The sequence below is a fragment of the Shewanella sp. MBTL60-007 genome (assembly GCF_019654915.1).
In the GTDB taxonomy this organism is placed as follows: domain Bacteria; phylum Pseudomonadota; class Gammaproteobacteria; order Enterobacterales; family Shewanellaceae; genus Shewanella.
This window is the reverse complement of the sequence record NZ_BPET01000010.1, coordinates 12,425-39,414: the sequence shown is the minus strand read 5'-3', so window position 1 is coordinate 39,414 and position 26,990 is coordinate 12,425. Positions and strand designations below refer to the sequence as shown.

General features: G+C 47.0%; 25 protein-coding genes. 14 read left to right on the top strand and 11 right to left on the bottom strand.

The features are described 5' to 3' along the window. Positions 1–135 precede the first annotated feature (135 nt). Entirely contained in the window at positions 136–669 is a 534-nt protein-coding gene (gene thpR / locus K5Q92_RS05135; protein WP_220767981.1) for an RNA 2',3'-cyclic phosphodiesterase, read from the top strand. Positions 670–1,002: 333 nt separating this feature from the next. After that, positions 1,003–1,314 (top strand): hypothetical protein, encoded by a 312-nt coding sequence (locus K5Q92_RS05130; RefSeq protein ID WP_220767980.1) that lies wholly within the window; start codon positions 1,003–1,005, stop codon positions 1,312–1,314. Positions 1,315–1,563: 249 nt separating this feature from the next. On the opposite strand, the gene K5Q92_RS05125 is transcribed toward K5Q92_RS05130, so the two are convergent. Both K5Q92_RS05125 and pepB read right to left on the bottom strand, forming a co-directional pair. Continuing rightward, positions 1,564–2,514 carry a winged helix-turn-helix domain-containing protein gene (locus K5Q92_RS05125; RefSeq protein ID WP_220767979.1) on the bottom strand — a complete coding sequence of 317 codons (951 nt, stop codon included), beginning with the start codon at positions 2,512–2,514 and terminating at the stop codon, positions 1,564–1,566. 167 nt (positions 2,515–2,681) lie between these two features. After that, complete coding sequence (gene pepB, locus K5Q92_RS05120) at positions 2,682–3,959, bottom strand: aminopeptidase PepB (protein ID WP_220767978.1); 1,278 nt, start codon at positions 3,957–3,959, stop codon at positions 2,682–2,684. 283 nt (positions 3,960–4,242) lie between these two features. Here pepB and sfsA point away from each other — a divergent pair, with 283 nt between their 5' ends. The 9 genes from sfsA to K5Q92_RS05075 all read left to right on the top strand — a co-directional run bounded on the left by sfsA (position 4,243) and on the right by K5Q92_RS05075 (position 11,581). After that, positions 4,243–4,947, top strand: a complete 705-nt coding sequence (gene sfsA / locus K5Q92_RS05115; protein ID WP_220767977.1) for a DNA/RNA nuclease SfsA — start codon at positions 4,243–4,245, stop codon at positions 4,945–4,947. A gap of 159 nt (positions 4,948–5,106) precedes the next feature. Further along, the gene (gene dksA, locus K5Q92_RS05110; RefSeq protein ID WP_220767976.1) at positions 5,107–5,550 is read left to right on the top strand and encodes an RNA polymerase-binding protein DksA; all 444 of its coding nucleotides are present in this window, start codon (positions 5,107–5,109) and stop codon (positions 5,548–5,550) included. A 56-nt stretch (positions 5,551–5,606) separates the two neighbouring features. Next, positions 5,607–6,485, top strand: coding sequence for a tRNA glutamyl-Q(34) synthetase GluQRS (gene gluQRS, locus K5Q92_RS05105; RefSeq protein WP_220767975.1), 879 nt, complete (start codon positions 5,607–5,609; stop codon positions 6,483–6,485). 180 nt (positions 6,486–6,665) lie between these two features. Then, positions 6,666–7,970: a polynucleotide adenylyltransferase PcnB gene (pcnB, locus tag K5Q92_RS05100; RefSeq protein ID WP_259649501.1), complete on the top strand. Its 1,305-nt coding sequence runs from the start codon at positions 6,666–6,668 to the stop codon at positions 7,968–7,970. Then, positions 7,970–8,464 carry a 2-amino-4-hydroxy-6-hydroxymethyldihydropteridine diphosphokinase gene (gene folK, locus K5Q92_RS05095; RefSeq protein ID WP_220767974.1) on the top strand — a complete coding sequence of 165 codons (495 nt, stop codon included), beginning with the start codon at positions 7,970–7,972 and terminating at the stop codon, positions 8,462–8,464. The genes pcnB and folK overlap by 1 nt, the downstream gene beginning before the upstream one ends. 134 nt (positions 8,465–8,598) lie before the next feature. Beyond that, the gene (gene panB, locus K5Q92_RS05090) at positions 8,599–9,393 is read left to right on the top strand and encodes a 3-methyl-2-oxobutanoate hydroxymethyltransferase (RefSeq protein ID WP_220767973.1); all 795 of its coding nucleotides are present in this window, start codon (positions 8,599–8,601) and stop codon (positions 9,391–9,393) included. A 73-nt stretch (positions 9,394–9,466) separates the two neighbouring features. After that, positions 9,467–10,315, top strand: a complete 849-nt coding sequence (gene panC, locus K5Q92_RS05085) for a pantoate--beta-alanine ligase (protein WP_220767972.1) — start codon at positions 9,467–9,469, stop codon at positions 10,313–10,315. 355 nt (positions 10,316–10,670) lie between these two features. After that, a complete protein-coding gene (locus K5Q92_RS05080) occupies positions 10,671–11,177 on the top strand; it encodes a DUF4124 domain-containing protein (RefSeq protein ID WP_220767971.1) in 507 nt (168 codons plus the stop codon). 62 nt (positions 11,178–11,239) lie between these two features. After that, a complete protein-coding gene (locus tag K5Q92_RS05075) occupies positions 11,240–11,581 on the top strand; it encodes a DUF4144 domain-containing protein (protein WP_220767970.1) in 342 nt (113 codons plus the stop codon). Between the two features lie 106 nt (positions 11,582–11,687). Here the strand turns inward: K5Q92_RS05075 and K5Q92_RS05070 are convergent, their stop codons facing one another. From K5Q92_RS05070 to mpl, 5 genes are all read right to left on the bottom strand, one after another. Then, a complete protein-coding gene (locus tag K5Q92_RS05070; RefSeq protein ID WP_220768033.1) occupies positions 11,688–12,458 on the bottom strand; it encodes an ABC transporter permease in 771 nt (256 codons plus the stop codon). A 2-nt stretch (positions 12,459–12,460) separates the two neighbouring features. Continuing rightward, positions 12,461–13,405: an ABC transporter ATP-binding protein gene (locus tag K5Q92_RS05065; RefSeq protein WP_220767969.1), complete on the bottom strand. Its 945-nt coding sequence runs from the start codon at positions 13,403–13,405 to the stop codon at positions 12,461–12,463. Positions 13,406–13,530: 125 nt separating this feature from the next. Further along, positions 13,531–14,064, bottom strand: a complete 534-nt coding sequence (gene hpt / locus K5Q92_RS05060) for a hypoxanthine phosphoribosyltransferase (RefSeq protein ID WP_220767968.1) — start codon at positions 14,062–14,064, stop codon at positions 13,531–13,533. A gap of 7 nt (positions 14,065–14,071) precedes the next feature. Next, positions 14,072–14,725 carry a flavin prenyltransferase UbiX gene (locus tag K5Q92_RS05055; RefSeq protein ID WP_220767967.1) on the bottom strand — a complete coding sequence of 218 codons (654 nt, stop codon included), beginning with the start codon at positions 14,723–14,725 and terminating at the stop codon, positions 14,072–14,074. Positions 14,726–14,731: 6 nt separating this feature from the next. Beyond that, positions 14,732–16,117: a UDP-N-acetylmuramate:L-alanyl-gamma-D-glutamyl-meso-diaminopimelate ligase gene (mpl, locus tag K5Q92_RS05050; RefSeq protein WP_220767966.1), complete on the bottom strand. Its 1,386-nt coding sequence runs from the start codon at positions 16,115–16,117 to the stop codon at positions 14,732–14,734. A 348-nt stretch (positions 16,118–16,465) separates the two neighbouring features. On the opposite strand from mpl, the gene K5Q92_RS05045 reads away from it, so the two are divergent. Beyond that, complete coding sequence (locus tag K5Q92_RS05045) at positions 16,466–17,782, top strand: anaerobic C4-dicarboxylate transporter (RefSeq protein ID WP_220767965.1); 1,317 nt, start codon at positions 16,466–16,468, stop codon at positions 17,780–17,782. Positions 17,783–17,966: 184 nt separating this feature from the next. Further along, positions 17,967–18,677 (top strand): oxidative stress defense protein, encoded by a 711-nt coding sequence (locus K5Q92_RS05040; protein ID WP_220767964.1) that lies wholly within the window; start codon positions 17,967–17,969, stop codon positions 18,675–18,677. Between the two features lie 80 nt (positions 18,678–18,757). On the opposite strand, the gene K5Q92_RS05035 is transcribed toward K5Q92_RS05040, so the two are convergent. The 4 genes from K5Q92_RS05035 to K5Q92_RS05020 all read right to left on the bottom strand — a co-directional run bounded on the left by K5Q92_RS05035 (position 18,758) and on the right by K5Q92_RS05020 (position 25,022). After that, on the bottom strand, positions 18,758–19,924 hold the full coding sequence (locus tag K5Q92_RS05035) for a porin (protein WP_220767963.1): 1,167 nt from the start codon (positions 19,922–19,924) through the stop codon (positions 18,758–18,760). Between the two features lie 245 nt (positions 19,925–20,169). After that, a complete protein-coding gene (locus K5Q92_RS05030) occupies positions 20,170–22,059 on the bottom strand; it encodes a GGDEF domain-containing protein (RefSeq protein WP_259649500.1) in 1,890 nt (629 codons plus the stop codon). 1,046 nt (positions 22,060–23,105) lie between these two features. Then, positions 23,106–24,386, bottom strand: coding sequence for an O-acetylhomoserine aminocarboxypropyltransferase/cysteine synthase family protein (locus K5Q92_RS05025; RefSeq protein WP_220767962.1), 1,281 nt, complete (start codon positions 24,384–24,386; stop codon positions 23,106–23,108). 111 nt (positions 24,387–24,497) lie between these two features. Next, positions 24,498–25,022: a DUF3087 domain-containing protein gene (locus K5Q92_RS05020; protein WP_220767961.1), complete on the bottom strand. Its 525-nt coding sequence runs from the start codon at positions 25,020–25,022 to the stop codon at positions 24,498–24,500. A gap of 504 nt (positions 25,023–25,526) precedes the next feature. On the opposite strand from K5Q92_RS05020, the gene K5Q92_RS05015 reads away from it, so the two are divergent. Next, positions 25,527–26,876, top strand: coding sequence for a Na+/H+ antiporter NhaC family protein (locus K5Q92_RS05015; RefSeq protein WP_220768031.1), 1,350 nt, complete (start codon positions 25,527–25,529; stop codon positions 26,874–26,876). Positions 26,877–26,990 lie beyond the last annotated feature (114 nt).

The following is a 26,990-nucleotide window of genomic DNA, read 5'->3' as shown; positions in this document are numbered from 1 at the left end:
TTTAATCGACTTATGCTTTAGTCAAAAAGAGCAACACAATTGAGCAGGTTCTCATTGCCGCCTAGTGTACTCTAAAAGGGGCTATAGACTAAACTGCTAGTATTATCACAGCATTAAATACTCAGGAAATCTTGAATGCCTAACAACACAAACAGCCAAATTAAGCGTGTATTCTTAGGCTTCTCTCTCGATAGTAAACAAACCCAAACTATCGCCGCGATTCAAGCTCAGCTCCCCAGTAGTGTTCGCTTAGTGCCTAGCGCCAACCTACATATGACGCTGGCTTTCTTAGGGGCAGCAACACCTGAGCAATTAACGGCACTCATCGATAACGTTAACCAACTGAGCAAGCCCAAATTTAGCGTCACCCTAGATACCTTAAGTCATTGGGCAAAGCCAAAAATCCTCTGCCTTAGAGGCGAGGCCGAAGATAAACCTCTACTGCAACTCGCCAAAGAAACCCAGAGCCTTGCTGCCGAGCTGGGTTTACATTGTAGTGAACACAGCTTCAATCCCCATATCACCCTTTCACGCAAGGCAAAATCACCAGTCAACGGGATCCGATACCAACCAATCAGCTTACAACCAGAACAGTTGCACCTATTTGAGTCTTATCCCGGTGCCGATGGGGTCGAATATCCAACACTTCATTCATGGGATCTGGTTTAAGCCTTTATCAGCGATTTAATCTGAGCTTTAACCCTAGCAACCCTAGCACCATTACAATTTCAGCTGTTTGAGTCCTATGCCGGCTCTAGTGGGGTCGAATATCCTCAGCAAATCATGCCACTCATGGGATCTGGTTTAAGCCTTTATCAGCGATTTAATCTGAGCTTTAACCCTAGCAACCCTAGCACCATTACAATTTCAGCTGTTTGAGTCCTATGCCAGCCCTAGTGGGGTCGAATATCCTCAACAAATCATGCCACTCATGAAAACTAGGTGCTTTATAGAATCTAAGCTACCCTATGCACCATTAAGTTCTAGCTATTTGAGATAATCATGGAAACAACAGAAATTACCAAAGCACAGCTGCTTGCCCTACTAACCTCTTGGAAACTTGGCGAGATTGATGCCGAAGCACTGCAAAACTGGATGATTACCCATTACGATCCACCAGAAGTTAAAATCGGTAGCGGTGAGCCAGAATGGACTCAAGAAGCGATGAATATCGTGATGAATGAATATGAGATTGCAAAAATTGAAAAGTTTAGACTCGATAACGCCCAGTACGCCATCGACTTCGTAAACTGTAGCGAAAGCAATTTTAACCAAACTAAGCATCTATTTATTCAAGATGGCTTTAGCGATTAATCACTGCTAGCCGCTCGATGATGATCAGCGAAACACAGACAAAAAAAGGCCACCTCTGTGTAGGTGGCTAATCGAAGAACATTAGTAACAATTAAGCACTCTCCTAATCAAGCGCTCTGTCCACTCGCGGTATCGCTAACCAGCAAGCCAACAATCTGTTAGTTCTATTGATATCACAAGCGTTTAAAATTACCCACTAACAAGATTTGAAATTATTTGAAAAGTTTTGAATTTTAAAGATTTAGCCATTTATTGCTGTTCAAACTGACTCAATACCAACTTATAGAGCGACTCTGCATCAAGCACCACAGCCTGACCACCGCTTTCATAAATCGCATCCACAAGCCCAGGTGACTCCACATAGGTATAGAGGAAAAACGGCGTGTCATTTCCCTTGGCACGAATGGCCTGCAGTAGCTTTAATCCAGCCAGTGAATCGCCGTGTCGCCCCATATCGGAGATCACCGCTTGATAGTTGTACATAGACAATAACATCAGTGCTTCCTGCGAGGTCACAGTATTATAGACACCGATATTTTTCTGCTCGAAATAAGCTTTCTCTACCAAATTATTTTCCGGATGATCATCAACCCAGAGTATGCGGCCAATCGAGTCTTTAGGCTCACTATAGTTTAGCGATGTCGCAGCAGGTTTATTATGCTCAGAGCTTGTGACATGCCAAATCTGAAAAGCTAAGCCTATGGTCAATAGCAGTAGGATCAATACCTTCGCAAAGTTCTCCCAATTAGAAAACCAATTGGTTGCACTCATTTTTTGGCTAGCGGTAGGCGTCGGTGGCTGGTCACTATTGATGGGCTTTACGGCTCCCTGCTGAGGCCTAGCTTTTTCTTGGCTTTCGCTTTGGTTTTGCGACTGAACCTGCGCGATAACTTGCTTACCCAGCACATGCTCTAAACGATAACCACGACCATGCACCGTCTGAATAAGTGGGCCTTGGTAACCAGCCTTACTGAAGAGTTTACGCGTGTCGGACACCAACTTTGACAGTGACATATCTGAGACCACAGTCTCTTGCCAGATAAGATCTAAGCACTCCTGCTTACTACAGTGCTCAGGGTAACGCTGCGCCAATATCGATAGCAGAGCAACATTGCGCTCATCGATTGCAACGCTTTGATCGCCAACATGTAACTCAAAAGTTTCGCTGTCGATAGAGAATTCACTAAAAGTGAGCTTCATATGCACAAGAGCCTTTGCTAGTAATAACCAAGAGCGATGTAACAATAGTGCAACATTAAGAAGGTTTTAGCAAAGACAGATTTCAAGATGGGCTCATCAACAAGCCTCTTTGGCTAAAAAAAAAGCCCTGCATTTTTCAGGGCTTTAAGTGATTCAAACTAAAGCGCTTAGTCTTCTAGCAGCCCCGCTATGGTTAGCACACCGTGGGTCGTGGCGCCCGCAGACCAAAGGTGATCACCTGTATCCGAAAACGCCGAGGCTAAATCGATATGCAACCAGTTGGCCTCAGGTGCAACAAAGCGCCATAAAAAGCCAGCCGCATTCGAGGCACCGCCAGCACCACCGCCCTTCATAGGACGACTGTTTGCAGTATCTGCATAGGCACTTGGGCAGTTATCTTTATGCCAAGGGTCTAGCGGTAGCGGCCAAACGCGCTCACCAACTGCTAGCGCTTTTTGTTGTGCCAGCGCTAGCATCTCAGCCTTCGGCGAGAAGATGGCATTATAGTTAGTGCCAACCGCCATAACAGCTGCGCCCGTTAGAGTCGCCGCATCAATGATCACTGGCGCGCCAGTTTCAGATGCCGCTTGTAAACCGTCGGCGAGTACTAAACGGCCTTCGGCATCGGTGTTGACCACCTCAACCGTGACACCATTCTTATATTTAAGAATGTCACCCAGCTTGTAGGCATGGCCACTGATCAAGTTTTCAGCGCAACACAAGAACAACTTAACGCGTTTATTAAGCCCTGATTTCATCGCAAGGCCTAAGGCTGCGGTAACGGTCGCAGCACCGCCCATATCACACTTCATTCCGAGCATCCCCTCGGAGCCTTTAATGCTATAGCCGCCGGAGTCGAAGGTAATACCTTTACCCACAAGCGCTACAGAGACTGGGGCATCATCGGCTAGTGGATTAAAGTCCAGTTCGAGTAGCGCTGGAGGACGCTCACTACCACGGCCAACTGCGTGAATGCCTATCCACTGCTCCTCCAGTAGCGCTTCGCCTTCGATGATGCGATAGCTCACCTTGTCACCACCGATAGCACTGAGCCAAGTGGCCGCCTGCGTCGCCAGTGCCATCGGCGATAGGTTTTCAGGAGTTTCGTTGATCAGGTGGCGAGCAAATGTCGCGCTCTCTAGACGGCTAGTTAGTAGCGCCTGAGTTGCATCATCGCCTGTCCACTGGATAATGGGCATAGTCAGCGCAGTGGCAAAGCCTTGGGCAAATGCCCACTGTAGATCGACTGTCCACAACTCTCCCGTAAGGGCAACTTTAGTCACGCCTTGAAGCTCTAACTTGCGTGCCGCCTGCTGAACATGCAGCAGGGCATCTCCCTCGATTAGGTGAATAGAAGCAACATCCCCCTGAAAAGTTACATCTGCCTTGCCCCAATGGGCAGCTGCACTTTCACGAGTCAGAGTCACTTTCATAAAATCCGTCATACTAGGTCCTTATTATATAAATCGATGTTCCAACACTCATCAATTGCGCTTGAGCTATCGGTAACCAGCCTATTTTTAGTGCAAGCAGTCTACTGGATCCCTAATGATATCTAAAGGCTGCCACCGCAAGTGAATGACTATTATAGTGGCAGCATTTTGAAACAGAGGGTTAGCCTCACTCTCCTAATACCAATAAATCAAAGTAAAGCGACAACTATCTGTTGCCACAGCCCCGCCAAATTTTGCTAACCTAGCCCAAAATCGATTAACAGAAGATGACTCAATGGAATTTAGCCCCGCTTTTGAAAGTGGCGTATTACTCAAACGCTATAAACGCTTCTTAACCGATATCACCTTAGACGATGGTGAACAGGTTACCATTCATTGCCCTAATACAGGCTCGATGAAAAATTGCTTGTTTCCCGGTGAAAAAGTTTGGTTCTCAGTGTCAGATAATCCGAAACGCAAATACAGCCGCACTTGGGAGTTAGCCCAAACGCCTGAAGGGCACGTGATTGGCATCAATACCGGCCGTGCTAATGCGTTGGCAGAGGAGGCCATTACCTCAGGCGTCATCACTGAGCTACAAGGCTATGAATCATTACGCCGCGAAGTTAAATACGGTAGCGAAAACAGTCGTATCGACATCCTCCTCGAAGACGCCAGCAAAGCTAACTGCTACATAGAAGTCAAAAGTTGTACGCTATTAGAGCAGGGGCAGGGATACTTCCCCGATGCGGTGACCACTCGCGGCCAGAAACACCTACGTGAGCTAATGGAGATGATCCAGCAGGGACATCGCGCCGTATTGCTATTTGTTGTTCAGCATTCGGGCATAAACAGCGTCGCGGCCGCCGCTCATATAGATGCCGACTATGCAAAATTATTGGCTGAAGCGCATCAAGCGGGAGTCGAGGTTTTGGCCTACAGCGCCGACTTATCGCCCACACAGACCCGTTTGGTCAAATCCTGTCCGGTTAGGCTTTAATTCTGAATATAGAGTTGAAATTGTTCTTAATAGCGGACATAGTCAAAGAATAGAAGCGATTTAATATAAATTATTTGCCTAGTTCAAAGCTTTCTGATATAGATAGCGGCCGTTATTAAAAGACGCCCTACAACGCAAATGATTAACAGGAGATGCGTTATGCCTGAAGGCACTAAAAAACTTGGCGTGCTCGCTATTGCAGGTGTAGATCCTTACCAGGAAAAGCCAGGTGAGGAGTACATGAACGACGCTCAATTGGGTCACTTCAAGACAATTCTTGGAGCATGGCGTAACCAATTGCGTGAAGAAGTTGACCGCACTCTGAATCACATGCAAGACGAAGCTGCTAATTTCCCAGATCCTGTCGATCGCGCAGCTCAGGAAGAAGAGTTCAGCTTAGAGTTACGTGCTCGCGACAGAGAGCGTAAGCTGATTAAGAAGATCGAAAAGACAATGCAAAAGATTGAAGATGACGATTTCGGCTTCTGTGAATCTTGTGGCATCGAAATCGGTATTCGCCGCTTAGAAGCGCGCCCAACAGCCGACCAGTGTATCGACTGTAAAACGCTTGCTGAGATCAAAGAAAAACAGATGGCAGGCTAAATGCTATCTTAAGGTGCGGAGCTTATGGCTCCGCTCTTTTATTTTGACGTCAGTAAATGATTAACGTGACTCCCTATATCGGCCGTTTTGCGCCTTCTCCATCTGGTCCCCTGCATTTTGGTTCATTAATTGCTGCCCTCGGCAGTTATCTGCGTGCCCGCTCTATGTGCGGTAAATGGTTGGTTCGTATAGAAGATATCGACCCCCCACGTGAAATTCCTGGCGCAAGCAGTGAAATTCTAAGAACCCTCGAAGCCTATGGTTTTGAATGGGATGACAGCGTCCTTTATCAAAGTCAGCGTCTCGATGTTTACCAAGATAAAATTGAGCAACTGCTACAAGATGATCTGGCTTACTACTGCCAATGTACTCGTAAGCAGATCCAAGCTATGGGTGGCAGTTACGATGGCCGTTGTGGCAGGCTAATCCAGCCTCTGACACAAGGGGCAATCAGGGTGAGAAACCCCTATGCTATCGAGCAGTTTGTCGATCAACATATGGGACTTGTCTCGGTAGATAAACGTTTTGCATCGGAAGATTTTATTATCAAGCGCAGCGACGGCTTATATGCCTACCAATTGGCGGTAGTGCTCGATGATATTCATCAGAAAATTAGTGAGGTTGTCAGAGGTTGCGATCTACTGGAGCCCACCTGTCGTCAAGAAAGCTTATACAGACTACTCAAATCACCTGCGCCTAAATGGTTACATCTGCCTTTAGCTTGTGCAGAGAAAGGTCGGAAACTGTCTAAGCAAAACCATGCACCAGCGATAGATAATCTCCATCCCCAGGCCAGTATTAATGCCGCTTTAGCCTTTTTAGGCCAGAGCGCCGTAGCAACAGAATCTCAAGCGGGTAAGATGATTGAGCAGGCCGTGAGTCAATTTGATCTCACTAAGGTGCCTAAACAATCGGAAATACTCCTTGATACGTGAGCTTAATCGTATACTCATTAAGCTTTAATTGAGTTATCATAGCCCACTTGTTTTTACCCCAATTAAGATCCAAATCAGAGGTGTCCCATTTTTCGCCGTATTAGCCAATTCTGTAAACAGCTATTTGAAGACAATTCAAAAGTTGAAGAAAACACGCAGACAGGTCTTAGTTTAGAGGTCGTGCCTAGAAATGAGCACGCAATTTCTCGTAGACAGATCAGTGAAAATGCGATCAAAGTACTCTATAGACTACACAAGTCTGGCTTTAAAGCTTACTTGGTAGGCGGCGGTGTACGCGATATTTTATTGGGCATGCAACCAAAAGATTTTGACGTTGTCACCAATGCGACTCCCGAAGAGATTAAACGCCTGTTTCGTAACTGCCGTCTAGTCGGCCGCCGCTTCCGCCTCGCCCATATCGTTTTTGGACGCGATGTCATTGAAGTGGCGACCCTACGTGGACACCATGTCGATAGCGGAGAGAAGATCTCAAAAACCAACGAATCGGGTCGCCTGCTACGGGATAACGTCTATGGCAGTATCGATGAAGACGCCGAACGCCGCGATTTCACAGTCAATGCCCTCTATTATGATATCAGTGATTTCTCGATTCACAGCTACGGTGGTGGCTTAGAAGATCTTGAGTCACGTACAATCCGCTTAATTGGCGATCCTGAGACACGCTATCGTGAAGATCCGGTACGTATGCTACGTGCCGTGCGTTTCGCCACTAAGCTAGATATGAGCATTGAGGACAAGACTGCCCAGCCAATCAAAGCCTTAGCGGGTCTGCTGAAAGATATTCCTGCCGCACGTATGTATGAAGAAGTACTCAAGCTATTTTTCGCTGGAAGAGCGCTTGAAAACTACCATATGATGCGTGAGTTTGGCTTATTTGAACCACTATTCCCTCTCGTTGAAGCCCAGCTTAAAGAAACACCAAATGGTGCTATCGCTAAGTTGATGCAAGAGATGATGACCAACACCGACGAGCGTGTCGAACAAGATAAGCCGATAACCCCCGCATTTTTCTATGCTGCGCTGCTTTGGTACCCACTAAGCCAACGCGCCGACGATATCGCTTTAGAAAGTGGTTTGACAATGTACGATGCCTATAATGCTGCCATGGGCGATATTATGGAGCAGCAGTGCCGCTCTATTAGCATTCCACGCAGATTCAGCACAGTCACCAAAGATATCTGGCAACTACAACTGAGATTCGAGCGTAACCGAGGCACTAAGGCGTTTAGATTTATCGAACATCCTAAGTTCAGAGCAGCTTACGATCTACTTCTACTGCGTGCTCATGCAGAAGGTGGTGTGATTGCTAAGAATGCCGCTTGGTGGAAGAGCTTTGTTGAGGGCAGCGAAGATCAACGCAATGTGATTGCTCGCTCAGCCAATAAAGGCGGACGCAACCGCAGCTCTAACCAACGCCGTCGCCGCAAGCCAAGTGCTAAATCGGCGCCAAAATCGGCAGAATAATGGCACAAGTCTATGTCGCATTGGGTGCTAACTTAGCGGACCCAATCAGCCAGCTCAATAATGCCTGTGAGGCCTTATTGAGCTTGGCCGCTCCCCAGTCATTTTCAGTCTCCCCCTATTATCGCTCCGCCCCAATGGGGGACGTTGAGCAGCCTGACTACGTTAATGCGGTAGCGGGTTTTAACACCGAACTGACGCCTATCGAGTTACTCGATGCATTGCAAAATATTGAGAACCAGCAGGGCCGCTTAAGAGAGCTGCGTTGGGGGCCAAGAACCCTAGATTTAGATCTACTGCTCTATGATAGTCAATACATCAACACCCCTCGCCTAACGGTCCCCCATTATGGGATGCGCGAGCGCAGTTTTGTGTTGGTGCCACTATTCGATATCGCTCCAGCGCTTACCTTGCCAGACAACACCAAGCTGGCTAGCTTAATCAGCGATTCACTGAGAGCCGAGTTAGTATTAGCACAAGATTTCACAGGCGAATAAGTGACATGCGCAATGGGAGTATTTCCTGCTAGTATGACGCCTATTCGTTAACACAAAAATTTGATACCGAGATCATTGAAGTTGTGCCTTTATTGGCATATAACGACTTCACAATTGGGTTAAAAGTTACCATTATGTCCAAAATTACAAGTTCTACACTGCGTACCTTCAAGCAAGAAGGTAAGAAGTTCACTGCATTAACCGCCTATGATGCCAGCTTTGCCGGCGCGTTCGATAGCGAAGGTATTGACGTGCTATTGGTCGGTGATTCAATGGGAATGGTACTGCAAGGACATAGCGACACCCTGCCAGTCACGGTTGAAGATATTGCCTATCACACGCGTTGCGTACGTCGTGGCATCGAACGCTCTCTGCTTATCGCCGATATGCCGTTTATGAGCTACGCCACCCCAGAGCAGACTATGACCAACGCCACTAAGCTGATGCAGGCGGGTGCAAGCATGGTTAAGGTGGAAGGCGGTAAATGGCTACTCGAGAGCGTGTCTATGCTCACCGAACGCGGTATTCCTGTGTGTGCTCACCTAGGGCTAACGCCACAATCTGTGCATGTCTTTGGTGGTTTTAAGGTTCAGGGCCGCGATGCAGATAACGCGCAGCGTATTCTCGATGAAGCGAAAGCGTTAGAAGCTGCCGGTGCGCAGTTGTTAGTGCTTGAGTGTATCCCCGCTTCTTTAGCAAAAACTATCACCGAAGCGTTAACCATTCCTGTGATTGGCATCGGTGCAGGTAAAGATACCGATGGTCAGATCTTAGTGATGCATGACGTGCTTGGGATCTCTAGTGGTTACATCCCGCGTTTTTCTAAAAACTACCTCAAGCAGACTGGCGAAATTCGCGCCGCCGTTCGCGCCTATATTGATGAGGTTGCCGAGGGTGTTTTCCCTGGTGACGAGCATACATTTAACTAATTAGTCTAATCACTCGCTCTCAGCCTCTGGGCTGAGAGCCAATCTTTAAATTGCGTACCAGAGCAGTAAAATCATGATCACGACTCAATCTATCGCCGATATCCGTGCCCAAGTTAAAGCATGGAAACAGAAGGGCGAGACAGTTGCATTTGTTCCTACTATGGGCAACTTGCACTTAGGTCACATCACTTTAATCAAAGAAGCTAAGACGCGAGCGGACCATGTGGTCGCCTCCATTTTTGTTAACCCAATGCAGTTTGGGCAAAATGAAGATCTCGATGCTTATCCTAGAACCTTAGCCGATGATCAAGCTGCACTCGTTGAGGCGGGCGCTGAGCTGCTGTTCACACCGACACCTGAAATCATCTATCCCAAAGGCATGGATGCACAGACTTTTGTCGAGGTGCCAGGGATCTCTGATGTGCTTTGTGGCGCGAGTCGCCCAGGGCACTTTAGAGGCGTAGCTACCATCGTCTGTAAGCTATTTAATATCGTACAACCTGACATCGCCCTGTTTGGTCAGAAAGACTTTCAACAGCTATTAGTGATCCGCACTATGGTAGAAGACCTATCTCTGCCTGTTGAAGTCGTTGGTGTTGAAACTATACGTGAAGACTCGGGTCTTGCCATGAGTTCACGCAACGGTTATCTCAGTGCAGAACAGAAGGCTCAGGCCGCACAGATAAAGCGCACCTTAGACAAGATGGCCTGTTCACTTAAAACTGGTGAAAGCATCGATGCCGTTATTGCTCAGGGACAAGTAGAACTAGCAAACGCTGGTTTTAAAAATGATTACCTCGCTATTCGACATGCAATCAGCTTTGCCATTGCCGCAGCCGAAGATAAAGAGTTAGTGATTTTAGTGGCGGCCTATATGGGCTCTACTCGCCTTATCGATAATCTCGTCGTCAAGCTTGCTTAAGCTGCGATAAGCAAAAAGACAAACGGCTTAAAACTGGGTTTTAAGCCGTTTTTGTATTAAAGAAGCTGCAATTGCCATTACCACAGGCTTGCGTTATCAGCCCTCTCTAACCGCGCCGACTTCTCCAAAAACACTAAAGCTTAAGTGCTCAACCTTTAGTACGCTTCACGACCATCAAAGCTCAATCCTCTACTATCACACATCAAAACACTAGCGTTATGATCCAACTTACGCCATAGTATGGCCTAATGTTAAATAGTTAACTTCTTTGTTAATAAAAACAGTGTAATCACTGTAAACATATGCGTTTTCAGTATCTAACTAAGCACCAAGCTCGATAAGGATATTTAGCCGGATGGCGAAAGTTATTTTTACCATTATCTGTTTTATGCTATCTAGTGCCGCACAGGCGAGTAGTATTTTTAAGTGTATCAAAGACGACAAGATCGTCTTTAGCCAGCACTCGTGCCCAAAAGAGTTTCGTCAACACAAGATTGAGTATCAGTATGGTATCACCACCGAAACCGACTCAGATGCGCGCATAAAGACGCAAGATCCACTGCAGGCATTACTAAATAAGAAAACCATCTCTAAGGCGCGCTTACTACAGCTATTAGACAGCGAAGTTTATCGCCTGAATCAAGAAAACAGCTATTATGAAATCCTCAGAGCCAGTGAGCTGCAAAAGCTTGAGCGCAACCGTTATTGGCAAAAGAAACAACCAAGCGATCCCGAATACCAAGCATCAGTCAAAGAGTTGACCCAACATTTCGACCAACTTGTAAAGGTTAACACCAGCGCGATAGAGCTGCTCAAAATAAGAAAGCTGCAGATAGAAAAAGAAACCACTGAGATCCGCTAAGCCTAGTTTGCCTATACCTCATAGAGTAATAGAGCACTGCTTCCAGACCTAAGGAGCTCCCCTTGAATATCCAGTCACTTAGTTGGCCTGTTGTGCTTAAGCTGCCACAACAAGATGAACTTATCTACCTCGAGTCTATGGAGTGTTATCAAGCGCAATTAGGCTTACTCGGGAAGCTTGACTCGGGCATAGTTATCGACAGACACGGCACGAGTTATCAAATTAACAACCCAGACAAGGCTCAATTTCTTCAGCGGTGCACACCACAGATCCCACTCAACACTCTCTTAGATTGGACCCGTCAACATGCAAGCCTGGCAGGCCAGTGTTGCGTCAGCAAGCTCAAGGCAAACAATATCCAGTCACTATTTGAGATCATTGAGTTTATCGAGCAAGAGCGCTAAACCGAGCAACTCACTAATAGAAGAGCCAAACAAATCCAATAAAAAAGCCAACTGCAGTGCAGTTGGCTTTGCTCATGTTTACGCCATGGCTATTATATTGAGGCTATTAACTTCTCAAGCCAATACCACGAGAGATAAGATAGTAAGCAATACTCCACAAGCCAACACAGAAGCCCACCATCACGGCGATAGATAGCGGCACGCTCATATCCGCATAGCCCAAGAAGCCGTAGCGGAACACGTTAATCATATAGACCACTGGGTTGAGTGCCGATACTCCCTGCCAAAAATCTGGGAGTAGAGAGAGCGAGTAGAACACACCACCAAGGTAGGTCAGCGGGGTTAACACAAAAGTAGGCACGATGCTGATATCATCGTAACTCTTGGCAAATACCGCATTAATCAAGCCGCCCAAGGCGAACAAAATCGCCGTAAGCAATACGGTCACCGCCACTAAGCCCACATGGTGCAAGCTGATATCGACGAAAAACATCGCCACTAGGGTAACGATAGTGCCCACACATAGACCACGGGCAACACCGCCGCCAACATAACCTGCAATAATCACATAATGGGGCACAGGTGCGACAATGAGCTCTTCAAGGTTGCGCTGAAACTTAGCGCTGAAAAATGACGAAGCCACATTTGAATAGGAGCTGGTAATGACCGCCATCATGATCAGGCCCGGTGCGATAAACTCCATATAAGAGACGCCGCCCATCTCACCGATGCGCTTGCCGACCAAGTTACCAAAAATCAAGAAATACAAAGTCATAGAGATAGCCGGTGGCACCAAGGTTTGCACCCAAATGCGGGTAAAGCGGTTGATCTCTTTGGTTAGGATACTTTTAAAAGCTGTGAAATACAGTGCTTTCATATTCATTTCACACCCCCGCCATTTTTCCCTTTCTCTACCAGCTCTACAAACAATTCTTCCAAACGGTTTGCCTTGTTTCGCATAGATAATACCTGAATACCCAACTCATTTAGCTGAACAAATACGCTGTTTAAGCCCTGCTCCTTGGCGACATCGACTTCTAGAGTATGGCTGTCGCTCAGGCGACACTGCACACCACTAAGCTCTGGCACTGAATTAAGATCATCTTTCAGATCAAGAATAAAGGTTTCCATATTCAAGCGGCTCAGCAAAGACTTCATGCTAGTGCACTCCACCAGCACACCTTTGTCGATAATACCGATATTACGACACAGCATTTCCGCTTCTTCTAAGTAGTGGGTAGTCAGAATGATCGTCACCCCTTGAGCGTTAAGCTCAGTCAGGAAACTCCACATCGAGCGACGCAACTCAATATCGACACCTGCGGTTGGCTCATCGAGAATAAGCAGTTTTGGCTCATGCATCAACGCGCGGGCGATCATCAAACGGCGTTTCATGCCGCCAGATAACTCACGAGCAGCACTATTGCGCTTATCCCACAGATCTAACTGGCTTAGGTATTTCTCGGCGCGTTGTAATGCAACATCGCGTTTTACACCGTAATAACCCGCCTGATTGACCACAATCTGCTGAACGGTTTCAAATTGATTGAAATTGAACTCCTGTGGCACAAGCCCAATACACAATTTTGCCAATTCAAGCTCGGTATCTATGTCATGTTCAAACACACTGACCTTACCCGAACTCTTTTGTACCAGCGAGCTGATAACGCCAATCGTGGTCGATTTACCTGCGCCATTGGGTCCTAAAAGCGCAAAGAAATCGCCCTTATTCACGGTTAAGCTGATCCCCTTAACTGCTTCGACTCCGCCTTTGTAGGTCTTCTTCAGAGAGTCGATAACGAGGGCGGCTTGAGAATTTGCCATGGTTATTTCAATCCATTTGAAAAATAAATAAAAACTCCCGCAATTGCGGGAGTCGGTCTTCTAATTACGTCCCTAATCACAGCGCTACGCGTTAACACTTTCAGCGCTGATATTTGGGCTGAAATTTAGTCTTCTAGTGGTACAACTTTAGCGATATACGGCAGGTTACGATACTGCTCCGCATAGTCGATACCATAGCCAACGATAAACTCGTCAGGGATAGTAAAGCCAATAAAATCAACTGGAACGTCAACTTCACGGCGCTCAGGCTTATCCAGTAGCGTACAAAGCGCAAGGCTCTTTGGCTCACGGATCATCAGCATTTCGCGTACCTTGTTCAAGGTATTGCCTGAGTCAATTAGATCTTCAACGATCAATACGTCACGCCCCTGAATTTCAGACTGTACGTCTTTAAGGATTTTTACGTCACGGCTGCTGGTCATTTCGTTGCCATAGCTTGATACCGACATAAAGTCGATCTCAACATGCCCCTTAATGCGTCTACAAAGATCTGCCATAAAGACAACAGAACCTTTCAGTAGACCGACCATCAATAGGCGATCGCTGTCGGCATAATGGGCATTGATCTGCTCAGCCAGAATATCCAATTTTTGATTGATCTCTTCAGCAGTGATCATCACTTCAGTGGTGTGTTTCATATAACTCTCAATAGTCGATGTCGCTAACGTTATGCTTGTCATAACCCCAACGATTCGTTAGTGCATGGTTAACGCCCAGATGGTCAAGAATTCGAGCGACCATGAAGTCTACCAGATCTTCAACCGATTTGGGATTATGATAAAAGCCCGGTGCGGCTGGCATGATGGTCGCCCCTAGCTTAGATAGCGATAGCATATGCTCTAAGTGTATGGCACTAAAAGGAGTTTCTCGCGGAACTAATATTAATTGACCGCGCTCTTTTATTACCACATCCGCCGCTCTTTCGAGTAAATTATTACTCATTCCAGTGGCTACGGCTGCTAATGTGCCAGTACTGCAGGGACAAATCACCATCTGCTTAGGCGCCGCTGAACCCGATGCCGGTGGAGAAAACCATTCCTCTTTTCCTAAAACGACTAACTCGCCTGCGACTTCGCCAAACTGAGCCAATAATTGCGCCTTAGCCTTTTCACCATTAGCACTGAGCTGCAATCCCTGCTCTGTTGCCAATACGACTCGAGCGGCGGAAGAGATCATCAAGAACACCTGATAATCACTCTTCAATAAACACTCCAACAGCCTAAGACCATAGGGGGCTCCAGATGCGCCGGTCCATGCCAAACTGATAGACTTCTCTGCTTTACGGTATGTCACACTCATGGCTAATTATTTACCTGTTTTACTACGAAGTTTAGCCAACAGCTTTTGATGTAAGCCACCAAAGCCGCCGTTACTCATAACAATAATAGTATCAGAGCTCTGAGCTTGGGACGCGACTTGCTCAACGATATCGTCAATCTCATATAATACCTTAACTGGGATCGAGGCTGAGCTCATCGCCGATGCGATATCCCAATCGATATTACCCGCCTGATAGAGAAACGCGTTGCTCGCCAAATCTAATGAACTGGCTAAGGTGTCTTTATGCACACCGCTCTTCATGGTGTTAGATCTAGGCTCTAAAATCACGGTGATCTTGCCATCGCCCACACGAGCACGCATCCCCTTGAGTGAGGTCGCGATTGCCGTTGGATGGTGAGCAAAATCATCATAGACCTCAATACCATCGACATCGGCTAACAACTCCATGCGACGTTTTGGCGGGGCAAACTTTGCAAGCGCAGCAATCGCCGCATCGGGCCTAACGCCCACATGTCTCGCCGCCGCTATCGCCATCACCGCATTTTCGATGTTGTGTTGACCGATCAACTGCCAGTCGAGAACTCCTTGAGAGTCACCATTGAAGTACACCTCAAATTTATGGCCATCTTCAGTTAAGTTGACTGCATACCAGCCCTGCTTATTCGCGGCTATGTGATAGGTTTCTTGCTCACTCCAGCAGCCCATCTCGATCACCTGTTGCACACTCTTAACGTCTGCAGGCCAGATAACCTTGCCCTCACCGGGAACCGTACGTATGACATGATTAAACTGGCGTTGAATCGCCTTTAGATCGTCAAAAATATCCGCATGATCGAACTCTAAATTGTTAATCACTAAGGTACGCGGCTGGTAGTGTACGAACTTGGAACGCTTATCAAAAAAGGCGCTATCATACTCATCGGCTTCTACAACGAAGAAAGGCGAGCCACCGAGACGAGCCGATACACCGAAGTTTTGCGGCACGCCGCCGATCAAGAACCCCGGCTCATAGCCACAATCCTCTAAGATCCATGCCAACATGCTCGATGTCGATGTCTTACCATGGGTACCTGATACCGCTAATACCCACCGCTGAGGCAAGATATGTTCGGCAAGAAACTGCGGACCCGAGGTATATTTAAGACCACGGTTTAATACCGCCTCGACACAAGGATTGCCTCGACTCATGGCATTACCTATTACCACCAGATCCGGTGCATCATCCTCATTCGTCCCCAATTGAGATGGATCGAAGCCTTGAATAAGCTCGATACCTTGCTCTTCAAGCTGGGTGCTCATAGGAGGATAAACGTTGGCATCGCTACCCGTTACCTTGTGCCCTTCTGCTCTAGCCAACAAGGCTAAGCCGCCCATGAAAGTGCCACAAATTCCTAAAATATGTACGTGCATACCATCACTCTGGTGGATGAAAAATCTGTCTCATTCTACCCAATTGCGACAAACTTTGTCAGTTAACTCGCGTTTAAATCGACACGATTGCGATAGACAGCCTATTCCCAAAACTTATAAAGCTTAAGTAAGCCGCAAGGCTCAAATCTTCTCATTAGTTTTAGTTCACACTTTCTGCAAAAAGTTGATCAAATCAATGCGTGTTATCACCTTGCTGAAGCCCTGCTATTTAAGCAATCGGTCACATACGGTATAACAGCGCGTAAATGGCCGTTGTAATGGACACTCTCTACGCTCACGGCTATTAAGTTACTCTTGATTACGACCGATTCTTAAAGGAACCCTGCTATGTTTTTCATACATATGCTCTTGCTGTTAACTGTTATCTTTGTGGGGATCCGCCACGGTGGTGTGGCCTTTGGTCTGCTCGGTGGTTTAGGGGTATCGATATTAGCGTTTGCATTTGGCATCGCACCTGGTACGCCGCCAATCAACGTCATGTTGATTATTCTGGCTGTGGTCGCCGCATCGGCAACCTTAGAAGCCACAGGCGGTCTTAAACTACTGGTGCGTTACGCCGAAAAGCTGCTGCGTAAGCACCCGAGTCAAATTGTGTTTCTTGGCCCACTCTGTACCTACTCCTTGACGGTATTAGTCGGTACAGGACACTCGGTCTATCCCCTACTGCCAGTTATCTATGATGTTGCCTACAAGAAAGGCATTCGCCCCGAGCGTCCGCTTGCCATCGCAACCGTTGCCTCACAGATGGGGATTACCGCCAGCCCAATCGCTGCCGCGGCGGCCGTGGTTATCGCCACCTCGATGGAGAATAATCTCGATATCAGCCTAGTGGATGTGTTACTGGTAACCATTCCATCGACATTAATCGGTGTGTTAGTGGCAGCAGCGTGGAGCCTAAAGCGCGGTAAAGATCTCGATAAAGACCCTGAGTTTCAGGCTCGGTTGCAGGATGAAGAGTTCAGAAATAGCCTACTAGATAGTGAGGTGGAGTCAAACGACTCGAATCACGACGAAAGCACCGCGAAGAAGGGCCTAAGCATTTTCTTACTAGGGATCTTGTCCGTTATCGCTCTGGCAATGTTTAGCGATCAGCTCCTGCCTGAAGGCGTTAAGATGTCGGTAGCGATCCAGTTTATGATGCTATCGGTTGGCGCAGTGATTTTACTGGCGACCAAAATTGATCCGAAGAAAATTGTTCACAGTAATGTTTTTATCGCAGGCATGACGGCGGTGATCATCATCTTCGGTATCGCATGGCTTAGTGACACCATCATAGGTCATCACAAGAGCTACTTAATCGAGTCGGTCAGCGATATCGTACATGCACATCCGTGGTCATTTGCTATCGCCATGTTTACTGCCTCGGTATTCCTTAAGAGCCAGGCAGCGACCTTAACGATTATGCTGCCACTCGGCTTCTCTTTAGGGATCCCAGCCCCTGTGCTTATCGGTGTCTTACCAGCGTGTTACGCCTATTTCTTCTTCCCATTCTACCCAAGCGATCTGGCGGCCATCAGCTTCGACAGAACTGGTACCACCCATATTGGTAAGTATATCGTCAACCACAGCTTTATCATGCCGGGCTTTATCGGAGTGGTTACGGCAACCGTTGTTGGCTACTTTATCTCTATCATGATCAACTAGCACGAGCCGCTGTCGCTCTCCTTAAAACGAATTATAAGGCGCCTCATTGGGCGCCTTTTTTATAGCAATGCCGAAAAACTGCGAACAATAAAAATAATTTAAAAAAGATAACCCTTTTCAAAAATGACTACGTTTATAGCTAACAAGATAACCAATCCTTATTCGTTCAATTTTCGGAGTCATTATGAAATCATCAATTATCGCCGCGCTTATCTCAGGCCTTATCGCTTCAACTAGCATGGTCGCCACGGCTCAAGCTGCCGATGTCGACTTCCCGACTCTAAACACTGTTGGCAGCAGCCAACTCAACGTTAAGGCCGATATGGCCGAGGTGAATGTCGAAGTAGTAGTAAAAGCCAAAACAGCCAAAGAGGCAAAAAGCGAGTCCGATAAAGCGGTTGCTAACTTTTTAGCTCGTCTTGAGAAGGCTGGCGTCGATAGAGAGCTTATTCAAAGCGCCAATATCAACCTACAGCCGCAATATCACTATGAAAAGAACAAGCCTAACCAGCTTATCGGTTACAGCGCGAATCGCCGCATCAAGGTAACAGTACTTAAGCTTAGCGAGCTCAATAACATTCTCGACTCCGCGCTCGAGCAAGGGATGAACCGTATCAATAGCATCGCACTTAAATCGAGCAAAGAGGCAGAATATCTAGAGCAGGCAAGAATGGCGGCCATTAAAGATGCCCAACAAAAAGCCAAGATGTTGGCCGAAGGCTTTGGCGAAAAGCTCGATGGCGTATGGCGCATCAGCTACTTTGAGCAGCGTCCGGTGCAACCTGTGATGCTCAGAATGAACTCTGAGGCTAAGGGCTTCGATGCTGGCCCGAGTTACCAACAGGGTCAGGTAACCATTCAAGACAGAGTCGAAGTGACCTACCGTTTGAAGTAAACTCGATTCTATTCGTAAAGGACAAAGGCTTACCCATGGGGTAAGCCTTTTTTGTGTGCCAGAGTGCAGAGTTCTAGCCGTTACAGGGTATAACGAACCCCAATAGCAACACCATCGTCTTCCGATAGTTCCTGAGCGGCCTGTTTTTCAGGATCAGAGCTTGAGAAATCACTAAAGTCTTTCCGCCCCTCTAGATAAAAGACCACACTGTTATCCCAAATATAATGCACCCCGGCAAAGGCAAACTGACGCTTAAACACATCGCCATTATGGGCGGCTTCATACTTATCTCCCGCCTCTAAAATATTGTAAGAAGCCAAGATCTTCACGTTATTATCAAATAGATAAGATGCAATTGACTCTAGACCGATGGCCTCTTGTAGAAATCGCCCTAGGTTATCGGTATCGTGAAACTCATTGGCATTCACATTGGCAGCCATATAGAGGCCATAACTGTCCCAATTACCCCAAGTCACTCCCGCACCATAGATATAATCGGTTTCTGAGATCACATCCCCCTGGATAGTCGTGCCTTCTGGCTCACCAATATTTCCCCCAGCCGTTAGAGTCAACATATCGGTCGCCGCATAGGTAAGCCCTATGCCATAGGTGTTGTCGTATTCTGTCATCACCAAGCGATTGGGATTATTTGAGCCATCATCTTCGATATCTGAGACGCTATTTTTTAGCTGCATCTGAATCGCCATGCTAAAGTCACCGAAGCTATTGCGGTATTGGATGACTTTGTCACCGCGGCCGACACCGTTGATGGCACCATCTGATTTGTTGTAGGTATAGGTCCCCGATGCGTTACCGTCCCAAACATAACCATAGTTAGTGTTGTACACCACGTCATACCAAGCGCCCCACTGCTTACCGATCGTGAGAGAACCATAATCGTCGTGGCTAAGGCCGACATAGCCTAGGCGGTTATTGAGAAAGTCACCACTCTGGGTTTCGAAGTTACTCTCACTGCTATAGGAGATGGTACTGTTACCGAAAGGGTTTACCCCCCACTCCAGTTTTACGTAGGTTTTCCAGTCATTAGACATGTCTCGGGTAAAGCCAAAATTAATCCTTGAGCTACCGTTGACCACTTCTGTTACCCCTTGCGTATCAATGACTCGAGCATCGACAAAACCACCGATTTCCACGGCATTCTTATCATCTTTAAAGACTTCTGTAGCTGAGCATGTTGGCGCAAAAGCCAAAGCGGTGATGGGGAGTATTGCTAGCGCTTTTCTCATGGGATCTCCAATATCATATGAATGCATCAATCCGTGCAGCGAACATCCTAACAGGCTTAGTGTCGCGCTCTCATGCGACACTAAGCCTGCACTCGCTATACAAAAAACATAGCAAACAAATGACTTAATACAAGTTGGAGTCCCAGTTATTCTGCCCACGGTAAGGCGCTATAACAGCTCTACAAAAAACAATATCGGCTAAAATGAAAAGCTGCCCAGAGCTAACTGGGCAGTAGAGAGAGAATTTAAGCACACTGCTCAACAAAGTAGACTCGATTCTTACCTGAAAATTTTGCCTTATACAGCCCCCGATCCGCTCGATTAATCAGTTCGGTCAAACTGGTTTTAGGTGTATTCAGTGCCGCTAGGCCAAGGCTTACGGTCAATTCGATCACCTGCTCATCGAACTGAAATGGCTGGGCAGCGATCCCTTCTCGCAACCGCTCAGAGATATCCATCGCTTCCACCTCTGTGACATCGGGCAAGACAATCAAAAACTCCTCACCGCCTATTCGTCCAATCAAATCACAATCTCGAAGCCAGCGTTCTGCCCGTCTCGCGACCGCTTTTATTGCCAGATCACCGACATGGTGACCATAACGATCGTTAATCGACTTAAAGTTATCAATATCGAAGATGATCACCGCCAAAGAGCGCTGCTTCTTTATCGCCCTGTCGAGCATTCGCTGACCTTGTTTAAAGGCATGACCACGGTTGGCTATACCGGTTAAGAAATCGGTTTGAGCACTATGCTTAAAGGCCTTACGGGAATGCCATAGGAACATGATAGCAATCACCAGAACCATGGCCACCAAGAAGAAAATACTTAACCTAAGATCGTAGATCCGCTCTTTATCCTCCACCGCCGCTAAGCTTAACTCATTGATCGCCAATTGATTAGCCAAGAGCTGATTCTCGAACTCGGCAAGTTTTGCGTTATGTTCTAATGCTGAATCGATAACCTCATTATCGATAATCTGTTTATTCTTATCCCGCTCCTTATCTATCACCTCGAGCAAGGCGTGCATTGCGCTCAGATATTGCTGCTCATCAAGCGCGATGATGGCATTGGCGGTTAACGCCATACTAGTCATATTCTTGGGGAATTGGTTGTTTTGCTTAAAGATACGCGCCATATCGGCCGCCTTTTTCACTTCACCAGTTCGTAGATATGCCTGCGCCAAGAACAGATAACTTCCTGTGACGAAGTACTGTTCCTGGGTGGTATCTTTTAACAAGATAGCTTGCTTTAAGTGCTCGATGGCATCGCTGTAATTATGGGTTGCCAGCTCCACACGTCCAGCATTGAGGTGGGCGAAAAAGCGAAAGTCGATAAACTCTGGCGCCGATAGCGCCAAGGAAAACTGCCGGGCAATATTACTGCGGGCTTTGTCCCAGTCCCCTAGCTTAACCGCTTCGCTAATCATATTATGCAGCATATTAAACATGTCTTGGGTATCGTCTATCTCGCTCCAAGTTTGATAGGCCTTGTTGAAATTGACATAACCGCGCTTATGCAGCCCCACGGTGCGATATAGAGAGCCCGTCGCGTTATAAATCATCGCCTTGCGGTTGTAATCGGTATTGCCTTCAGTATCGATAAGCAACATGGCCTCATCTAGTAGGGCAATCCCTTGATGAACGTTTGTCACCTTGTTATAGCAAAACGCTTTCTGGGTTAAGCTCTTAGCCAATAGCGTCTTATTGTTATACAACCTAGCCAGTGTCAGCGCCTTATCTCTGTCACCGCAGTAGACCTCGGGATCATTGGTCTTTAAGTAGAGTACAAAGGAGCGCTCCAGATGAGAGTTAATGAGCAGATCTGATACCGCTAGAGCATTAGTGAGTGCGATCGCCTTATCATAGCTGGCTATTGCTTTATCAAGTTCGCGACTGCGTTGGTACTGCATGCCGTATAGAAAGTGTAACTTGGCTTTATCGTAACTGCTGGCACTGATAGGCTCGAGTCGAAACTCATCCAGCAGTGTTAGGGCTTTGGCCGCAGGTACTTGGGAAAGTTGTTGTTCTAGCTCTTGAAGTGGCTCGGCAGCCCCCACCCATAAGCTCATCACAGCAGCAAAACTTGCCGTCATGTATAGGCCTACGCTCTTTAGCCACTTTTTTGCAATGTACACCTAAAGTCCAAATTATTTACAATAAACCTCACGCAGCTTAACACAGCAAAATAGTATATTTATAGAGCGGATTTCACAGACCCGATTTGATAAAGAAATTCAATTAAAAAGCAGCGACTTATCATGGGAAATTTGGGTAATAGCACACAATAGGCTAAAGGTTTAAAGAAGGTGTTAGGTCCTAGGGAAAGCAGGTTCTAGGAAAAGATAAAGCGGAAAAGGCCGGAAAGGCCGGAAAGGCAGAGACGGTAAGAGCAGAGACGGATAAAGCCGGTAAAGATAAAGCGGAAAATCAAAAGATCACAACTTGATGCTGTTGGCTTTTGCTTTTCCTAGCAGGGCGCAGCCCGCTCTAGCCGCGAAGCGCTCTAGAATCTAGATTTTATAGCAATAGAAGGTCCTAGGTGCTAGGGAAAGCAGGTTCTAGGAAAAGATAAAGCGGGAAAGCTAAAGATAACAGCGTGGTGCTTTTGGCTTTTGCTTTTCCTAGCAGGGCTTCAGCCCGTCCTCGAAGCGCAGCGTCCTAGGCCCTTTTTTTAATGTAGGTCGGCATTTATGCCGTCAGCTTAGAAGTGTTTAGCAGTAAAGCTGATGGGCTAAAGCCCAACCTACATCAGAAACACCATACACGCCTTTGACTGTATAGCAGGACGTAGTCCGCTCTAGCCGCGAAGCGTTCTAGAATCTAGATTTTATAGCAATAGAAGGTCCTAGGTTTTAGAAATAGAAGGTCCTAGGTGCTAGGGAAAGCAGGTTCTAGGTAAAGATAAAGCGAGAAAGCTAAAGGTCACAGCGTGGTGCTATTGGCTTTTGCCCTTCCTAGCAGGGCTTTAGCCCGCTCTCGTAGCGCAGCGCCCTAGAACCTAGAACCTAGGACCTGATGGGCTAAAGCCCAACCTACATCAGCAACACCATACACGCCTTTGACTGTATAGCAGGACGAAGTCCGCTCTAGCCGCGAAGCGCTCTAGATTCTAGGGAAAGCTGGAGCCAATGCAGCCAAACCAAGTTCTCGGTTTGGCTGCATCGTATAAACTTCGCGAGGCTTAAACCGCTTTCTCCAGCGCCTGCGCCACATCGGCAATGATGTCATCGATATGCTCTATCCCCACCGAAATTCGCACTAAGTCTTCGCTCACTCCAGCTTTGGCCAGCTCTTTGGCATCCAACTGCCTATGGGTAGTCGATGCAGGGTGACAGGCCAGCGACTTGGCATCACCGATATTAACCAGACGCAGTATCATCTGCAGGGCATCGATAAAGCGGCCACCAGCTACCTTGCCATCATCGGATTTTATGCCGAAGCTGATGATCCCCGATGCCTTGCCGCCAGTAATTTTATGGCAGTTATCTTGGAAAGGACTGTTTTCCAATGCACCATAGTTAACCCAACTCACCTTAGGGTGTGACTCAAGGTACTGAGCAAGCGCTAAGGCGTTGTCACAATGGCGCTCCATCCGCAGTGCCAGTGTCTCTAACCCCTGTAGCAGTAAGAACGCACTCTGGGGCGACAACGCAGCACCGGTATTACGTAGCGGCACCACGCGGCAGCGGCCAATAAAAGCCGCAGGCCCAAAGGCCTGGGTATAAACCACGCCATGATAAGAAGGATCCGGCTCATTGAGCAGTGCAAAGCGTTTTGGCTGCGCCGCCCAGTCGAACTTACCACTATCAATAATCACGCCGCCAATAGTCGTGCCATGGCCACCGATATATTTAGTTAACGAATGAATAACGATATCGGCGCCATGTTCAAATGGCTTACACAAAACTGGCGTGGCCACCGTATTATCGACAATTAACGGCACGCCATGTTTATGGGCGATTTCTGCTAGGCGCTGCAAATCGACGATATTGCCCGCTGGGTTACCGATAGACTCACAAAACAGCGCCTTAGTGTTATCGTCAATCAAGGCTTCTAGCTGCTCGAAATCATCGAATGCCGCCATACGTACTTCAACGCCTTGGCGCGGTAAGGTATGGGCAAATAGATTATAGGTGCCACCATAGAGCTGACTGGTGCTAACAATATTGTCACCGACTTGAGTCAGAGCCTGAATCGCATAGGTGATTGCTGCCATACCAGAAGCCAGCGCCAAGGCTCCGATGCCTCCCTCTATCGCCGCAAGACGCTGCTCCAGTACATCTGTGGTGGGATTCATGATACGGGTGTAGATATTACCCGGCACTTTCAGATCGAATAGATCGGCACCGTGCTGAGTATCATCAAAGGTATATGAAGTGGTCTGATAAATAGGAACGGCTGCAGCCTTAGTAGTCGATTCCGATTCATATCCGTGGTGCAGCGCTAAAGATTCGAGTTTCATCGCGTCATATCCTATTTCATTGATTGAAATAGCAACATAACAGTTAGCCATCTAGAAGTCTAAGCAAAAGTTACTGTCTCCCTCGATGGCCGAATAAGGCGTTAATTGAGTTTAGATCTGCTCTAACATCCGTGGTTCAAACTGCTCTGGTGTGATGGTTAATCCCAACGCCGCGATCTTGTCATTTAACTGCGCGAGATCCTTTTCCACCGTAGATATGGTGAGCGTGTTGTCATCAAGGCTGTAGACCTGCTTTAGACTGGCAAAATAGAAGCTCAAGATGATAAAGGCGTTCACCTCTTCATTGTCGGCAGCCTGTTTGATCTTAGCTAACTTGCGATAGATCTGATTATGTAGCTGCTTTAAGCGCCAAACGTAATACACCTCTCGCATAAAGGGCTTCTGCTTTTGGCTATTGAGTACACCTCCACAGGTGAACATCGCGAGGATGACGCCAATCAGATTCAGGTGGAAGTTACCGGTAGACTCACCGCTCACCGTCTCTGTGGCGCCAAAAAAGTGGATCAGCACACTGCCGTATACTAGCGCCAATATCGCCAGACTCGCCACAAAGCCCATAATTACTAAGTTAGTATTTTTACGGTATGTCTGCTTATCAATATCCATCAACTGCATGATTAATCTCTTTTATTTCTAGTTTGAACTTCTGACTTAGCGCTCTGAAAAAGCCTACTCTCATTCAGTGTAAGCTGATTAAGTACACTCGCGCACTCGCGGCGCCGATTATCTGTAGGAGCTTAACATTGAAAGCTAAAGCCTAAATGAATTATCGTTAAATTTAATCACTATAGCCCAGCGATCACTTCAATTTATAACCACTGCCTATGTTCGTTAAAGTGAAAAGGTTGTGTTTCCCTACCAAAATTGGCAACTTAAGCCATTAATTAAGAATTGACTTAAATAGTGATAACTAACCCAACCGAGTTCACAACTTTCGCCAAAGTCACTATTAGCAGTAAAAACATCTAGACGTCTAAATTGACAGACGTCTTTCGATCTCATATCCTCTCATCCATTGAGATGTACCATTCTATAAATTAGCCTAGGCTAATAAGTAGTTTGTTCCAGCTAGGAGGGCAATGGGAACAATGGTTCGAAGACAGGTTTAAGATAAGAGAGATAACATTGACGACTTCCAATAATGCCCAAAATGCTGCAGCAAGCTCTGCACCATCGTTTTTAGCCCTAACGCCACTATTTCTGTTCCTAGCACTTTTTATCGGTGCAGGCGTTTACTTTCAAAGCCAAGGCGTAGACTTTGCCTTCTATCAACTGCCGAGCGTAGTGGCGATTCTACCTGCCATTATTTTCGCCATTCTGATCTCAAAGCAGAAGCTTAACCAGTCAATCGAAACCTTTTTAGGCGGTATTGGCCACTCAAATATCATCGCCATGTGTATGATCTATTTGTTGGCAGGCGCTTTTGCTGCAGTAGCTAAAGCGACTGGCGGTGTCGATGCGACTGTCGCACTGGGTCTATCTTTAGTGCCTTCAAACCTACTGTTACCAGGCTTTTTTGTAATAGCTGCCTTTATCGCAACGGCCATGGGTACCTCTATGGGCACCATCGCTGCGGTAGCCCCCATTGCACTAGGCGTTGCCAATGAAGCACAAATCGATCTAGCGATTATGGCGGGCGCGGTGATCTCTGGCGCGCTATTTGGTGACAACCTATCTATCATCTCTGACACCACGATTGCGGCGACCCGTACTCAGGGCTGTCATATGAAAGACAAGTTTAAAGAAAACCTGATTTTCGCGATTCCAGCCTCTATCATCACCTTGGTGCTATTTACCCTAGCAGGTCAGGGACAGGCTGATGTTGCCCCACAAGATGTTGACATCATTAAGGTCATTCCTTACCTAACGATTCTATTTTTAGCGGTCGCAGGTCTTAACGTATTTATCGTATTGACCATAGGTATTTTACTGGCTGGTATTACAGGCATCGCCACCATGGATTATGGCGTCATTCAGTTTGGCCAAGATATCTACGCAGGTTTTGGGAGCATGCAGGAGATCTTTATCCTGTCGATGTTAGTCGGTGGTCTAGCGGCGCTGATGCAGCAGCAAGGTGGCCTAGCGTTTGTAAACCAGCAGATTGAAAAACTAATCGCCCGTTTCTCAAAGGCGAAAGGTGAAGCGTCGTGCCGCGCATCAGAGCTAGGTATGGCGGCGATTGTGGCAGCAACCAACACATGTGTCGCTAACAACACTGTATCGATTGTCGTAACCGGTGATATTGCCAAAGAGCTCGCCCAGAAGCACGGTGTAACACCAAAGCGTGCAGCAAGCGTACTAGATATCTTCTCCTGTATTGTTCAGGGTCTTATCCCTTACGGCGCACAGGCACTCTTGGTTGCCTCTACATTTAGCCTGTCACCACTCGATGTTGTGACTCACGCTTGGTACTGCATGATCTTAGCCGTAGTGGCAGTCGCGATAGTTAGCTTGCGTAAACGCAAATAATCAGGCAACTTATAGGGTAGTTTTACAAGAACATATTCGAATCGATAGAGGAGTACATGGATATGTACTCCTTTTTTTGTGGCTCACGCTAACAAAAACACCCAACATGGATCA